This window comes from Lactobacillus fornicalis (assembly GCF_055362665.1).
This window is the reverse complement of the sequence record NZ_JBLTIM010000013.1, coordinates 53,045-67,456: the sequence shown is the minus strand read 5'-3', so window position 1 is coordinate 67,456 and position 14,412 is coordinate 53,045. Positions and strand designations below refer to the sequence as shown.

General features: G+C 33.6%; 12 protein-coding genes and 2 tRNA genes. 5 read left to right on the top strand and 9 right to left on the bottom strand.

The window, feature by feature from the left end; genetic code table 11:
* Positions 1–2: 2 nt before the first annotated feature.
* The 8 genes from ACNDLV_RS03635 to yycF all read right to left on the bottom strand — a co-directional run bounded on the left by ACNDLV_RS03635 (position 3) and on the right by yycF (position 8,835).
* On the bottom strand, positions 3–773 hold the full coding sequence (locus tag ACNDLV_RS03635; protein ID WP_006586107.1) for an ABC transporter ATP-binding protein: 771 nt from the start codon (positions 771–773) through the stop codon (positions 3–5).
* Positions 774–952: 179 nt separating this feature from the next.
* Complete coding sequence (rlmH, locus tag ACNDLV_RS03630; RefSeq protein ID WP_006587545.1) at positions 953–1,432, bottom strand: 23S rRNA (pseudouridine(1915)-N(3))-methyltransferase RlmH; 480 nt, start codon at positions 1,430–1,432, stop codon at positions 953–955.
* A 466-nt stretch (positions 1,433–1,898) separates the two neighbouring features.
* Positions 1,899–3,179 carry a S1C family serine protease gene (locus ACNDLV_RS03625; protein ID WP_006587544.1) on the bottom strand — a complete coding sequence of 427 codons (1,281 nt, stop codon included), beginning with the start codon at positions 3,177–3,179 and terminating at the stop codon, positions 1,899–1,901.
* Between the two features lie 78 nt (positions 3,180–3,257).
* A complete protein-coding gene (locus ACNDLV_RS03620) occupies positions 3,258–4,055 on the bottom strand; it encodes an MBL fold metallo-hydrolase (protein WP_006586103.1) in 798 nt (265 codons plus the stop codon).
* 10 nt (positions 4,056–4,065) lie between these two features.
* Entirely contained in the window at positions 4,066–4,878 is an 813-nt protein-coding gene (locus tag ACNDLV_RS03615; RefSeq protein WP_006586102.1) for a two-component system regulatory protein YycI, read from the bottom strand.
* Between the two features lie 3 nt (positions 4,879–4,881).
* Entirely contained in the window at positions 4,882–6,234 is a 1,353-nt protein-coding gene (gene yycH / locus ACNDLV_RS03610; protein WP_006586101.1) for a two-component system activity regulator YycH, read from the bottom strand.
* Positions 6,224–8,077, bottom strand: a complete 1,854-nt coding sequence (walK, locus tag ACNDLV_RS03605) for a cell wall metabolism sensor histidine kinase WalK (RefSeq protein ID WP_006587542.1) — start codon at positions 8,075–8,077, stop codon at positions 6,224–6,226. The genes yycH and walK overlap by 11 nt, the downstream gene beginning before the upstream one ends.
* A gap of 44 nt (positions 8,078–8,121) precedes the next feature.
* A complete protein-coding gene (yycF, locus tag ACNDLV_RS03600) occupies positions 8,122–8,835 on the bottom strand; it encodes a response regulator YycF (RefSeq protein WP_006586099.1) in 714 nt (237 codons plus the stop codon).
* 135 nt (positions 8,836–8,970) lie between these two features.
* Between yycF and ACNDLV_RS03595 the strand changes: the two genes are divergently transcribed.
* From ACNDLV_RS03595 to ACNDLV_RS03575, 5 genes are all read left to right on the top strand, one after another.
* Positions 8,971–9,043: transfer RNA gene (locus ACNDLV_RS03595), tRNA-Lys, on the top strand.
* Positions 9,044–9,226: 183 nt separating this feature from the next.
* A complete protein-coding gene (locus ACNDLV_RS03590; protein ID WP_006587541.1) occupies positions 9,227–10,441 on the top strand; it encodes an ammonium transporter in 1,215 nt (404 codons plus the stop codon).
* 253 nt (positions 10,442–10,694) lie between these two features.
* On the top strand, positions 10,695–11,894 hold the full coding sequence (locus ACNDLV_RS03585; RefSeq protein ID WP_006587540.1) for a CPBP family intramembrane glutamic endopeptidase: 1,200 nt from the start codon (positions 10,695–10,697) through the stop codon (positions 11,892–11,894).
* Positions 11,895–11,967: 73 nt separating this feature from the next.
* Positions 11,968–12,040 (top strand) — tRNA-Lys (locus ACNDLV_RS03580).
* Between the two features lie 152 nt (positions 12,041–12,192).
* The gene (locus ACNDLV_RS03575) at positions 12,193–12,423 is read left to right on the top strand and encodes a cytochrome b5 domain-containing protein (protein ID WP_006586096.1); all 231 of its coding nucleotides are present in this window, start codon (positions 12,193–12,195) and stop codon (positions 12,421–12,423) included.
* A 45-nt stretch (positions 12,424–12,468) separates the two neighbouring features.
* Here ACNDLV_RS03575 and ACNDLV_RS03570 read toward each other — a convergent pair whose 3' ends face one another.
* A complete protein-coding gene (locus ACNDLV_RS03570) occupies positions 12,469–14,316 on the bottom strand; it encodes a flavocytochrome c (protein ID WP_006586095.1) in 1,848 nt (615 codons plus the stop codon).
* Positions 14,317–14,412: the final 96 nt, after the last annotated feature.

Sequence of the window (14,412 nt, the reverse complement as noted above, 5' to 3'; positions counted from 1 at the left end):
CTTTACAGCCTCCTCTTCAACTTTGGCGCAATTGCTAAGTAGGCTTTTTCTAAGCTAGTATTAGCATCCACTCCAGCAAGTTCTTTAATCTGATCAGTATTACCACTAAATACTAGTTTTCCCCCACCAATTAAATAAATTGTATCTGCTAAAGTTTCAATATCAGCCATATCATGACTAGTTAAAATAATTCCATGACCTGTTTCTTTTAAGTTTTTAATCAACTCTCTAACCGTATAAACAGATTCCACATCTAAACCAGCAGTCGGCTCATCTAACATTAGAATTTCAGGTTGATTAACTAATCCGCGAGCAATATGCAATCTTTGCATCATCCCTTTAGAAAAAGAACCAACGTACTTATCTTTAACATCAAGTAAGTTAACAATTTCTAAGGCATTCAAGACATTATTTTTAATGTCTTTTTCTTTAACGTTAAGTAGCCTTGCAAAAAATGCCAAATTATCATACGCAGAAGCTGAGTTATAAAATCCTCGATCCCCACCAAAGACAACCCCCATCTTTTGCCGCGCCTCTCGCAGTTTTTTAGCTAAATTTAAGCCCATAATTTCGATCTTGCCACTAGTAGGAACTAAATAACCTGAAATAGACCTAATTAGGGTCGTTTTCCCCGCTCCATTAGGCCCGACAAAGGAAATCACCTCACCTTTATGAAGGGTAAAGCTAATTCCATCAACAGCTTTGAAAGTAGTTTTATTCTTTCCTTTGAAGTAGCGTTTTATCGATTCTGTCCGCATTAAAATTTTGTTCATTATACTTCGCTTTCTCTAAATATCTTATCGTTACCATCTCTGTTCTCTGTAAATTTTTAAAAGCAATCATATGACATGTACCTCTATTAAATATAATTTTTAATCATTATAATATATTTTTCATTTTTAGCAAATAAAAAAGGAACTGAATGTCAAAATTCGGTTCCTTTTAGCTTTTTCTACTTATGGTATGGACTACCTGAATTAATCATAAATGCCCGATATATTTGCTCAGTGAGAACTAATCTCATTAACTGGTGGGGCATCGTCAATTTTCCAAAGCTTAATAAATCATCAGCTCTTTTATTCACAGCTGGACTCGTTCCTAAACTACCACCAATTACAAAGGTAATATCTGAATGTCCATAAGTACCTAAGTCTGCGATTTCTTTGGCCAATTCTTCACTAGCCCGCTCGCGCCCTTTAATAGCCGTTACAATCACATACTCCTTATCTTTAATCTTGCTAAGAATCTTTTCTCCTTCCACTTCCTTAACATGCTCTTGCTCAGCTTCACTCATATTTTCAGGAGCTTTTTCATCAGGTACTTCCACAATCTTAAACTTCGCAAATCGACTCAAACGTTTTGCATATTCTGCTATACCATCTTTAAAATACTTTTCTTTTAGTTTTCCAACGCATACTATCTTAATATTCATAATTATTAATTTTACCCCAGAATCTACAACTATTCCGCATATGTTATCCACAGCTGTGGAAATCCCATTTCTATATATTGTATTCTATCTCTAATATCCACTACTAATAGCGGGAACGCACTTTCTTAAAAAAATTTTGTACTTTTTTTCGACATTTTTCCTGTGTATATCCACATTCACAAACTTTGGGTCAAAATTGCTGTTATATCAATATTTATAGCCTTTTTTAAACTTACTAGCTAATTTTAATCCACTTATTATCCACACTTTATCCCCAAATATAAAGCGCTTTTTTGGTGACTTATACACAATCCACAGAGTTTTCCACATTTTCCCACAAGTTCCTTTCTTTTACTTTCCCCTTGACATATTTAAAAAGCGAACTTAACTTAGTTTCACATCCTTTTTATTAAGAAAAAACTGCCAAAGTGCTTAACAATGCACCTTAGCAGTTTTTACATTATTCTTAATTTGATTTAAGTGTTACATCTAAATTAACAGTTTTACCATTTCTATCCACGGTAACCGTTACTTTGTCGCCAATCTTATGCTTGTATAAGATTTCATGGAGTGAAACAACATCAGAAACACTAGTACCATCTACTTTGGTAATAATATCTCCACTCTTCATCCCTGCCGCACTAGCTGCACTATTTTTAGTTACACTAGCTACATAAATTCCACTCTTCAAATTAGTTTTGATTCCTAATTGTTCTTTATATGCAGAACTTAATTCACTTAGTGAAATGACCTTAATACCTAATTGTGGCCGAGTTACTTTTCCATTTTTAACTAATTGATTAATGATAGTTACGACTTCATTAGAAGGAATTGCAAAGCCCATTCCTTCAACTGATGTACCATCTGTAGACTGTGACAACTTCATAGAATTAATTCCTATTACTTGCCCAGCAGAATTTACTAATGGCCCACCTGAATTTCCTGGATTAATAGCCGCATCTGTTTGAATAACTGTTTGTTGGTTAGACGAAGTTGTAATTGTTCTACTTGGCGCAGAAATTATTCCTTGCGTTACTGAAGAAGCATATTCACTTCCCATTGGTGATCCTACAGCAATTACAGTTTGACCAGTAATTAATGACTTGGAATCCCCAAAACTAGCAGTTTGTGTTACATATTTGGCATCAATTGATAAAACAGCTAAGTCACTAGTCGAATCCTTACCTACTACCTTAGCATCTACTGTTTTACCTGAAGCTAATACTACTTGTACTTTATCACTACCACTAATTACGTGATTATTGGTTACAATATAGCCTTTACCATTTGATTTTAGATAAATTACCCCAGAACCTTCAGAATAAGTTGTATATTTCGTAGTTGATGAGCTTGATGATGAACTTGAATCATCATCACTACCACCGAATAGATCATATATACTATTTGATTTACGAGTAGAGTTTTTCTTTAAATTGATTACCGAAACAACGGCTCCCTTAACCTTGTTATAAGCACTAGTCATAGTACCGGAATTTTTAGCACTAGTTTTGGAAATACTTGCACTAGAGCTAGAAATAGAAGTTTGGGCGGAACTAGAACCAGCATAATTAGAATACTGTTCAAGTCCAACATAAGAAACTCCACCACCTAATAGTCCTGCCACTACACCAACAATTGCAGCTTTCGTTAAAAGTTTATTTTGACTCTTATCGGCAGTATTTAAATTAGATCGAGAAGCTTGATTTTGTGACTTATTTTGAATATTTTGATTTTTATCTTCTGTCATATTCTCGCTCTCCTTATCTTCATAACTAAGCATACTCTCTAATTTTGAACATTATATGAATATTATTTGCTAAAAATTTTAAATTTTTATCAAGTCTGTGGGAATATCTGGATCAGTATCAATAATTTTTAATTGAGGATTATAATCCACCTCATCTCTTGCTAGATTATTTACCAATGTATCATGAGCTAAACGCAAAGTATTATTGTGCTGACTTCGATGAGTTAAAAATATATGCTTGGTTTTAGCTGTTAATACGTCTTCAAAAACTTCACTAGCTTGTTCATTAGACAAATGTCCATAATCTGACATAATTCGCTGTTTTAATTGCCAAGAATACGGGCCATTTCTTAATAATTCATTATCATAATTAAATTCCAACATATATGCGTCACTATCTTTGATAACATCACGCACTTTTTCTGAAACATAGCCCGTATCTGTCAAAAAAGCAATCCGCTTACCAGCACTTGAAAAAACATAATACTGAGGTTGAGCAGCGTCATGACTAGTCGCAAAAGCCTGAATTTCTAAATCATCAAAAGTTCTCACTTGTCCAGGTTCGATGGCATTAATCTGCTCAACTGGTAACTTACCAATTTTATTTTCATCAATCAAATACTTCCAAGTTCCGCTATTAGCAAAGGCGTTTATCTGTGGATATCTCCGCATCAAAACGCCTAATCCCTTAGAGTGATCACTATGATCATGACTTAAAAAAGCCATATCAATATCTTTAATATCTACTCCTACTTGTGCTAGTAAATCTTTGATTTTCTTGCCAGATAAACCCGCATCCATCAAAATTTTATGCTTCTTAGTTTCAATCAAACTTGTATTGCCAGTCGATCCACTAGCTAAAACAGAAACTCTCACATCAATCCCCTTAGTCTGTCACATTATTATTTTGAATCACTTGTCCGGTAAAGGCATTAACCCGTTTAATAGAACTCATTTTGGTTGTTTTATTTTCTATTTCTACAACCCAAGTTGGTAACAAAATAATACTATTTCTAACCTCAGTCAATTTAGAATATTCTAACTTTATCCAAAGAACCTTGGAATTATTGGTTAGTTCTCGATAAACATATAGATTCTGAATAGCCTTCCAAGATGAAATTGTTGATTGCAACTCACGAACCGCCGACAGTTTTCCTAAATAACCCTGTTGATAGCTAACTATTTGATGTTTCTGGACTTTAATAATTAACTCAGCTGACGCATCATAAACTTTTCCAAATTTTGAATTTTGAACAAATACATAGTTATTATCATCTGACAATTCATCAACATAGACATATTGCTTACCAAATGGAACGTAATGACTATTATTTTTAAATGCTTTAACTTGAGCCAATGCCTTGTTGCTATCGGTGCTTAAATTAACTGCTTTTTGTAACACTGCATAAAAAGTTTTATCCGTTGTGGAATAATTAGTGTTCACATTCCGAAGATTTTTCACGTTTTTAAAGTAATTCTGATCACTAGCAGCTAAATAATAACCCGAAGCTGTATCTTCTGAAAGAGAGGGTAAATCAATATTATCAGCCTTTATTTCATCACTAATATTGGTTGTTGTATTCGGATCAGAACTAGTTCCACTAAGCTGAATAGGTGTCCGCCATAACTCAATTCCAAGAAAAACACTAATCGCAAAGAAAATAACAAAAAATAACCATTCAATTCTGCGATGATCCATGGCTTACTCCTCTCTAGTAACATTTAATCCATTAGCACTGCTAGTAGTGCTAGTTCGATATTTAGCTAAGTTTGCATTTTGCCATTCAGATAATGACAACCAATGATTATATATCTTAATGTAGTATGTCGGTATTAAGTCTACCAAGCTATCGTGAGCACTATCACGTACTAATTCAAAACCAATAGTCATTCTTTGAATATCACTTTTAGCAATGCCTTTGGCCTGTAAAGTTTTAATTACAGTACTAGTTTTAGGAATTTTTACTGTTCTTCCATCAAATGGAACGGGAATTTGTAAGTTCGTACTATTAAATTTGATTGTTATATTATCCGTACTATATCTAATTTGAATTTGTGGTCCTTGCGTTTTAATAAATACTGGATAGCCTTCTATATAATTGGTATACACAACTGATGAACCCTCTGCATCAAAAAAGCGCAAATCTTGTTCTACTAAACCTAGCTTGTGAACATAAGTCACACTATCACTTAAACGAGTATTTGGATTAGGAATTGATGACTTTTGGTAATTAATATAAGTGTAGTTATGATAATCCTTACTATTAGATTTGGGTACTTCTAAGTGATTATATAAACCGGCAGTATAAGTTGTAACATTACCTGTAGTTTTTGAGGAAACACCAGAAGTTCCTAATAATCGCGAAACAAAGTAAGAATCACTTGGATTACTAATTAAGTAGCTATAAACATTTACTGTTAAATCATTCTTATATGAAACTTCATATCCTTCACTTAATCTAATTAGTGAAACAGCAGTCTTACTTTCTGCTTTTTGAGCATATTTTAGCAACTTAGCAAAATTACCATTTTTCAACGAAACTTCATAGATTCGAAAATTTAAATCATTACCTGCATATAATTTAAATTTTCCATCTTTTTGAGCAATAAAAATACGATTAAATTCAGAATTTTTATACTTAGAAACATTACTTGAAAAAATACCAAAAGTTATTTGATCTGGATAAGTTAGCTGCAAGTATGTCTTATTGGTCAAAAATTTCTGATAGTCTTTTTTGGTATTAAATATTGGCTTGATGCTTTCAATTTTTGCATTATTAAATTCTTTAGAAAATACCAATGGCAAGTTTTTATCAGAATCATACAGTTGATATAACTGATTATTGCGATAACCAAATACTTCGGTAGGTAAATATGCATCCTTAACAGATTTAGAATTTTTAACATGTGTAGTATCTGTATCAGTTGATTGATTTAATCCGCTAAACCTTTGATCACTTGTTAAGATAAAAATCCACAAAACGATTGAAGTTATGATTACTGCACCAGTCGCTATATGCAACGCTATATCAATTGCTCTATTTTTAGACTTCATCCCAGTCGTCCTCCTCACTCATTGGTTCAAACGGCAATGAAATGTAAAACGTTGAGCCTTTTCCTTCCTGACTATCAGCCCAGATCTTTCCTTTATGAGCCTCTACAATTTCTTTAGCAATCGCTAAACCTAACCCTGTACCTCCTTGTTCACGAGAGCGGGCTTTATCCACTCGATAAAAACGATCAAAAATTTTATTCAAATCTTTCTTAGGAATTCCAAGCCCTTGATCAGAAATACTCAAGATAATTTGGTTCTGCGATTGGGTTAAACCCACAGTAATTACACCACCATCAGGAGAGTATTTAATGGCATTATTCATAATATTATCAATAACTTGCATCATTTGGTCAGTATCAATTTCAACCCATAAGTCTTGATTGGTAATTTTTCTCTTAATCGAATATTTCTTTTGACCCGTCTGATCTTTTTCATCATTTTTGACTATCATATCAAAACGATTCAAAACATGACTCAAAAAATCGTTGAAATTAACCCATTCTAAGTCCATTTTTACAACTCCACGATCCATTCTTGATAATGACAAAAGATCGTTAATCATTCGAATCATTCGTTCAGTTTCTTCTTGAGTAACTTCTAAAAATTGCGGTGCTATTTCAGGATCTTTCCATGCACCGTCATTTAAGGCTTCGATATAAGCACGCAAACTAGTCAGAGGTGTACGTAATTCATGCGAAACATTAGAAACAAACTGCCGTTGTTCATTTTCATTTTTTTGTTGTTCGGTTACATCATGCAATACACATACAGCCCCTGAAACAAAGCCAGTTACTCGACGAATTAATGAGAAATTGGCATGCAATATCATTTCATCTGGTGTTCCTTCGTTGACTGTAATCATCATTTCCTGCTGATTACCAATCAATTCTTGCGCACTGACATCATCGTCTAAGCCTAAAATCTTTGTAATAGGCTTACTTACAGCATCTTTTTCTTTAATATCCAAAAAACTCAATGCCATTTGATTCAAAATAATAACATTTCCATGACGATCAGTCGCAATAACACCATCAGTCATATGTGACAAAACGCTATCTAATCTTCGTCGTTCACTTTCAGATTGTTCCTGTGAGCGTTCAACTCTAATAGATAAAGTATTAAATGCTTCAGCCAATTGTCCTAATTCATCATTAGAATAAATCTTTACCTGACCGGAATAATCGCCATCAGCTACTTGTAAAGCTTGCATTCGCATTTCTTCAATTGGCTTAGTTATTGCCCGGGAAATAAACAATGCCAAAATTGCACTTAAAATTGAAGCGGCAAAAGAAGCGGTTAAGAACATATAAGAAATGTTCCTCAAATTATCAAAAACTCCTTGCATATTAGCTCGGACATAAATAGCACCTAAAGTCGAGTTAGTCCCTGTTCCAATAGTTAATGGTGTTATTTGGACCATGTTACTACCATTATTGTTACTATCAATCCAAGTAATTTGTCGTCCAGTTGACGTAACTTGTTTTATTCCAACATTAGTAGCTCTTTGTCCAACACGACTTTTATCATTTAAGTTAGAAACAGCTCTTATAACATCTTTATTATCGACAACAATAATTTCACTAATTGCACTATTATTATAATTGCTTACAATTTGGCTTAACTGCTCATCTGCTTTTTTGGTATTTTTAGACAGTTGAGTTGCTAGTGAATTAGTAATAATTGTTGGTATTTGAATTGAAGTTTGAAAACTTTCAATTGTACTTTGCTCTAATTGTCGTGTGAAATATGCACCAATAATTTCAATAGTGGCTAAAATCATCAGCATAAAAACGACAGCAATCTTTGTATTAAGAGAATTGAGAATACTTTTTATTTTTTTCATTTTTACCATACTAAAGAAAGCCACTAAATTAGTGGCTTTCGATTCTATTCTTCATTTGGATCTTTAACGTAATATCCTACACCACGACGTGTAACCAAAATCTTCGGTTGAATTGGATTGTCTTCAATTTTTTCTCTCAGTCGGTGTACAGTAACGTCAACAGTTCGTACATCACCAAAATAGTCATAACCCCAAGCTGTTTGAAGCAAATGTTCACGAGTCATTACTTGTCCCATATGTGATGCAAGATAATGAAGCAACTCAAACTCACGGTGGGTTAATTCAATCTTTTGCCCATCTTTTTCTACAATATAAGCATCTGGCATAATGACCAAATTCCCAATCGTAATATTTTTATTTTCGTTTTCATTCTCATCAACTTGCTTTTGAACAATATCACGTCGACGCAAGTTAGCTTTCACTCTTGCTACTAACTCACGATTAGAAAATGGCTTAGTTACATAGTCATCCGCACCCATTTCTAGGCCCAATACCTTATCAATTTCAGTATCTTTAGCCGTTACCATAATAATTGGCATATCATGTGTCTGCCGAACTTCACGAGCAACTTCAAGACCATCTTTTTTCGGTAACATTAAATCCAAAATCATTAAATCTGGATTAATTTCATTTACTTTTTTGACAGCTTCTTCGCCATCATATGCAGTATCAACTTCAAAGCCTTCCTTTGTTAAATTGAACTTAATAATATCGGAAATTGGCTTTTCGTCGTCAACAACAAGAATTTTCTTTGGCATCGGAAATGCCTCCTTCTATAGATACTTTATATTATAATTGATTTTTACAATTTTATCCAAAAAGTAATTTTTTTCGAAAAAAGCTTGCAATTTCTTAAACATCTTGGCATAATATAGATTGCTTATTAATGCAATGGGTGGTTAGCTCAGCTGGCAGAGCAACGGACTCTTAATCCGTGGGTCCAGGGTTCGATCCCCTGACCACCCACTAGTTGAACCAGATTCTTCGGAATCTGGTTTTTTTGTACGCAAAAATCTTCACTATTAACTTTCATTACTGAATCTTGGCCTCGTTAAATTGGTATAGTTCTATCGGCAGAATTTTTATAAAAACATAGACTTTATTTCTAAAAGTGGTATAGTTATTGTTAATTATTCTGGAGGTACTATTATGAACGAGGTTGACACATCATTTATTATTTTCTCTAGTATATTGGTCTTATTTATGACACCTGGTTTAGCATTTTTCTACGGTGGATTGGTATCAAAGAAAAATGTAGTTAATACTATGGTTTCAGTTTTCTTTATTACTGGTTTAGCTATTTTGCTCTGGTTAATTTGCGGTTATTCTTTAGCTTTTTCTGGAAATATCTGGGGAATTATCGGCAACGGCCAACATTTTTTCTTTCAAAATTTAAATTTTGAAAAAACAACTACTGGTGGAATCCCTGTTGGCCTTTATTCACTATTCCAAATGATGTTTGCGATTATTACTCCAGCCTTATTTATCGGAGCAGTTGTTGGAAGAATTAATTTCAAATTTCTTTTCTTCTTTATCATCTTTTGGTCTATCTTTATTTATTATCCAATGGTTCACATGGTCTGGTCACCAAATGGATTATTAAGCAAATTAGGAGCTTTAGACTTCGCCGGTGGAACCGTTGTTCACATCAATGCTGGTATTACCGCACTAATTTTAGCCATTTTTGTTGGGCCAAGAACAAAAAAAGAACCTCACCACTATAACTTAGCCTGGGTTTTATTAGGTACTGCCATTTTATGGATCGGTTGGTATGGTTTCAACGCAGGAAGTGCCTTAGCAGTTAACTCAAGTAGCGTTTTAGCTATTTTAACCACAACTATGGCAGCAGCAAGTGCAATGGCTACTTGGTCTATTTTAGAATTAATACATAATAAAAAAGTAACCCTTGTTGGAACTTGTACAGGTGTAATTTGTGGTCTAGTTGCAGTAACTCCAGCTGCAGGCTACGTTTCAAGCATGGGAGCATTTTGGATTGGTATTATTGCTGCTGGACTTAGTTTTTCATTTGTTACTTTCATTAAGCCTAAGCTCAGAATTGATGACACTTTGGATGCTTTTGGTTGCCATGGAATAAGTGGTATCTGGGGTTCGATTGCTACTGGGTTATTTGCAAGTAAGTCTGCTAACTCTAATTTAACTTTAAATGGACTCTTTTACGGCGGAGGACTTAGGCTCTTTTTAATTCAACTTTTAGTAACAATTATTACGATTATTTTTGTAGGCTTAACGGCTACGACAATTACGATATTGTTAAAGAAATTTGTTACTATTCGAGTTACCAAAGAGCAAGAAGCATCAGGTCTTGATTTAAGCCAACATGGGGAGATTATTGAACAAAATTAATTAAATTCGGTATAGAAGAAAAAGATCTCAAATGAGATCTTTTTTATTTTATTATTGCATTATAATTAGCCTATAATTAAAATATAAATAAAAATAAATAATATATCTTTTTGAATTGGAGGATATTAATCATGAAACAAATTATTTTATTTACCTATATTGGGAAATGGCGTAAATAATCCATCAGACCTAAATTCTCCTCATAGCAGAGGGTTTATTATACCCGATCCACATTCTAAAGGAAATTAAAACTATGAAAACATTAAACTCATCATTACACCCAGTGATTTTATTTCAGACAATAATCTCACTATTAGTAGAATTTATTTTTATTTTTCCTACTGCCAACCGTCAATTTAAAACACTTAATCTTTTCAATATCAGTCTTAGCATTGTCTTGCTTATTGCTTTAGTCTTAGCTATTTTAAGTAAAAGATTACATTTTTTATCTTGGTCAAATACTGTAGTAATTATTATTTTCCCGGCATTCAACTTATTCTTAATACCTATTTTTTTCAGAACAATGAATGGTTTTTTGAAGTTGGGAATCTTTTCAGAATTAGTTTTTATATTGAGTTTATTTTTAATTAACATCCCATTATTTAAATTAGAACTTGATACTTTAGAAACACCAGTGATTCGATTTCTTTTTATTTTTGTATTTTACACAGCTGCTAGATATAGTCCTTTATATTATCCAACATACTTACCTAAAATATTAAATCAGTTTCTAGACACTTATTTCTGGTTCTCAATTTTCATGCTTTTTTCCTGGGTATTAATCTTCAATGCTTGGAGCAATACTTGGAAATTTAATATAAAAGTTCTTCCAAATAATAATTATCAAATTTGGGCAGTTATTATTTTAGTATTCTATATGATTTGGTTCTCCTTTTTTGACCAATTCATTAACTTAGGAACTTCTTGGTCAGAGATTTTTGGGAGTTGGAGTTACCCTATAAGTCAATTACATTTTAGCTGGTATAACCTGATGTATGCACTATTTACTGGTATTTTAGAAGAATCATTTCGTTGGGCTAATTTGCAAATATTATTGCCTTACTTCAAAAATAAATTTTTACCTATTTTGGGGCCTATTTTAATATCAGCATTTTTCTTTGGAATATATCATTACACTCTATCTTATACCCTCAACTTAAATTCTATACTTTATGTAATCGACGCTTTTGTCATGGGATTAGTTTTGGCAGGAATTTATTTATATACTGGTAAACTATATATTACAATTCTTTTCCATGCTGCAATTGATTTAGTGGGATTCAATCTGGGGTCATTGGTAAACTACAATTTGGGATTACTAGATTATCCACAACAATTGGTATTGATAATCTTAATCAATATGATTTTCTTTATTTTTCTATTTACAGGAAAGCGAAGGAAAGGCATAGCTATCAATGTTTCAAAGCTAATAAAAAAATCCAACTTGACTTAAACAAAAAAATTCAAAAAAACACTTGCCAGCCTAACCAAATTTTGATATTATTATTTCTGTTGTGAAAGACACCGGGTGGTTAGCTCAGCTGGCAGAGCAACGGACTCTTAATCCGTGGGTCCAGGGTTCGATCCCCTGACCACCCACTATATGAAAGCTGCACTGCGAGAAGGCGGTGCTTTTTTTATACTTTAAGACTGGTTTTTTCCAGTCTTTTTTCTTGCATTGATAGTGACACGGTGTTACCATTTACTTATAAAGATTAATGACACAGTGTCACTAAAAGGAGCGATATTTTATGAAAGAATTTACAAGAGAAGAATTAGCAAAATTTGATGGTCAAAATGGTAATAAAGCTTATGTTGCTGTTAACGGTGTAGTATATGATGTTACTGGTAATTCCCACTGGACTAATGGTCAACACCATGGTGTATTAGCTGGTAAGGATGTTACAGAAGCACTTAGTCACTCACCACATGGCGATTCAGTATTGGCAGGCCTTGAAAAGGTCGGTACTTTAAAAGACTAAATCATTGTAAAGTAAAAGCTGTCGGAAAAATCCGACAGCTTTTTATTATTTTATTTCGTCTGCAATTGTTTCAGCCGCAATTCTTCCAAAGGTAAAAATATCTGCCAAGGAATTTCCGCCTAAGCGATTACCCGCATGCAAACCTCCAGCATTTTCTCCAGCACTATAAAGACCTTGAATTATTTTATTATCATCATTTAAAACATGGGCTTTTGTATCAATCACTAAGCCACCCATTGTATGGTGAATAGCTGGCTTTCTTGGTGTGGCATAAAATGGTGCTTTTTCACATTTTAAATTAAAGACACTTTTACCAAATTCGGGATCATGACCCTGTTCTACATAAGAATTATACTTTTTAATTGAATTAACAAGAGTGGTTGGATTCATTCCGGTTTCTTTAGCTAATTCTTCCAAAGTATTAGTTTTATATAACGTACCAGCCTTTACCTGGGCATCTATTGCCTCTTGACTAGTATTATATGCGGTTTCTTTAATTTTATCATCAGCAATTAAGTAAAATAAACCACCTTGGGCAATTGCCGCACTCGCTAAAGTATCACGTTCAGCATATTCGTTAACAAATCGCTCACCTTTTTGATTGACCATTATATAGTTTTCTGGTGGTGTTTGTAATCCTGTAAATAATTCACCAGTAACCGGATCAGAAACTGGCATTAGTTGAATAAAGCCCATTCCTACTAAACCTGCTCCAGCAGCAAGTCCCAACTTAATTCCATCACCTGTTATAGCTGGAGAATTAGTAGTTGCTATATCATCGGCAATTTCTTTCCAGTAAGTATTGTACTTCTGACACATTTGAGTATTTGCACCAAAGCCACCTGCAGTCAACATCGTAGCCTTAGCATGCACGGTTACTTGTGAACTATCACTTCTCTTAGCAATTGCTCCCTTAACTCTTCCATCGCTAATAAGCAACTTTTCCGCTTTAGTTTCTGTTAATATTTTTCCACCATGAGCTTTAACCCAATCTCCTAATACATGGATAAAAGCATATCCCATTGGTTCAACTGGTTTATGTCCTCGCCGCCATAAAGCTCCAACGGGCATCGTTACATTATCCTTATCAAACTTAACACCTAGTTTTTCTAACCATTTTACAGAATCTAGAACATTATTAACTAATGTCGTTACTAATTCATACTTACCATGAATTTCATGGCCTTTAAGGTCTACTCTCTTTCCACCTAAATAAGTTTGAATTTCATGAAGCAAAACAGAATCAAATAAATAATTAGCATCACTATCAAGATATTTTTGAATTTGCTTTTGTAGTTTTTTAAAATCAGCTTGATATTCTTCATCAATTTCAGAAATTGGCATCTCTATCAGTTGCTTTAGAGTTTCTTTTTCACCTGGTAAACATTCAAAATTCTTTTGCCAATCCGGTTCAGCAGCATTCATTGGGCCACCTGCCCGTGCTGTATTGCCACCAATTTGAGGATATTTTTCTAAAATTATTACTTTTTTGCCTAACTCAATTGCTCGAGCCGCTGCACTTAAGCCTGCACCACCTGCACCAATGATTAAAACATCAGCAGTTAATTCACTATCTGCTTGTTTATGATTACTTGGCTTAGGTCGTTTCTTCCATTCATTACTATCTCCACCAGCTTCATCTATTGCCTGGGAAATACCATCAATGACTCCATGGCTTGAAATTGTTGCACCGGAAACAGCATCAACATTCAGCGTTTGATTTTTTACAATTTCTTCAGGTAACCGATGAAAAACTTCATCAGCAACCCCTTTAGTTTCACCTTGTGCATCAACTTCTATTTTTTCTATTTTATTATCAGATAATGTCACTTCCATTGGCATAAAACTAGCGCCGTGACCTTTAGCTCTTACTTTATATTTTCCAGCTTTCATTTTTAATCTCCTTGCCCTACTTTCGTTTCAATAACTTTACGAAGTTTATTTTAAAGTCTTTATTTATACTTGTGAAATAGCTTTCATCAGTCTATA

Coding starts and splice junctions, on each gene's coding strand:
- ACNDLV_RS03635 (WP_006586107.1), bottom strand. CDS start 773: ATGAACAAAATTTTAATGCGGACAGAATCGATAAAACGCTACTTCAAA.
- rlmH (WP_006587545.1), bottom strand. CDS start 1,432: ATGAATATTAAGATAGTATGCGTTGGAAAACTAAAAGAAAAGTATTTT.
- ACNDLV_RS03625 (WP_006587544.1), bottom strand. CDS start 3,179: ATGACAGAAGATAAAAATCAAAATATTCAAAATAAGTCACAAAATCAA.
- ACNDLV_RS03615 (WP_006586102.1), bottom strand. CDS start 4,878: ATGGATCATCGCAGAATTGAATGGTTATTTTTTGTTATTTTCTTTGCG.
- yycH (WP_006586101.1), bottom strand. CDS start 6,234: ATGAAGTCTAAAAATAGAGCAATTGATATAGCGTTGCATATAGCGACT.
- walK (WP_006587542.1), bottom strand. CDS start 8,077: ATGAAAAAAATAAAAAGTATTCTCAATTCTCTTAATACAAAGATTGCT.
- yycF (WP_006586099.1), bottom strand. CDS start 8,835: ATGCCAAAGAAAATTCTTGTTGTTGACGACGAAAAGCCAATTTCCGAT.
- ACNDLV_RS03590 (WP_006587541.1), top strand. CDS start 9,227: ATGAACGAGGTTGACACATCATTTATTATTTTCTCTAGTATATTGGTC.
- ACNDLV_RS03585 (WP_006587540.1), top strand. CDS start 10,695: ATGAAAACATTAAACTCATCATTACACCCAGTGATTTTATTTCAGACA.
- ACNDLV_RS03575 (WP_006586096.1), top strand. CDS start 12,193: ATGAAAGAATTTACAAGAGAAGAATTAGCAAAATTTGATGGTCAAAAT.
- ACNDLV_RS03570 (WP_006586095.1), bottom strand. CDS start 14,316: ATGAAAGCTGGAAAATATAAAGTAAGAGCTAAAGGTCACGGCGCTAGT.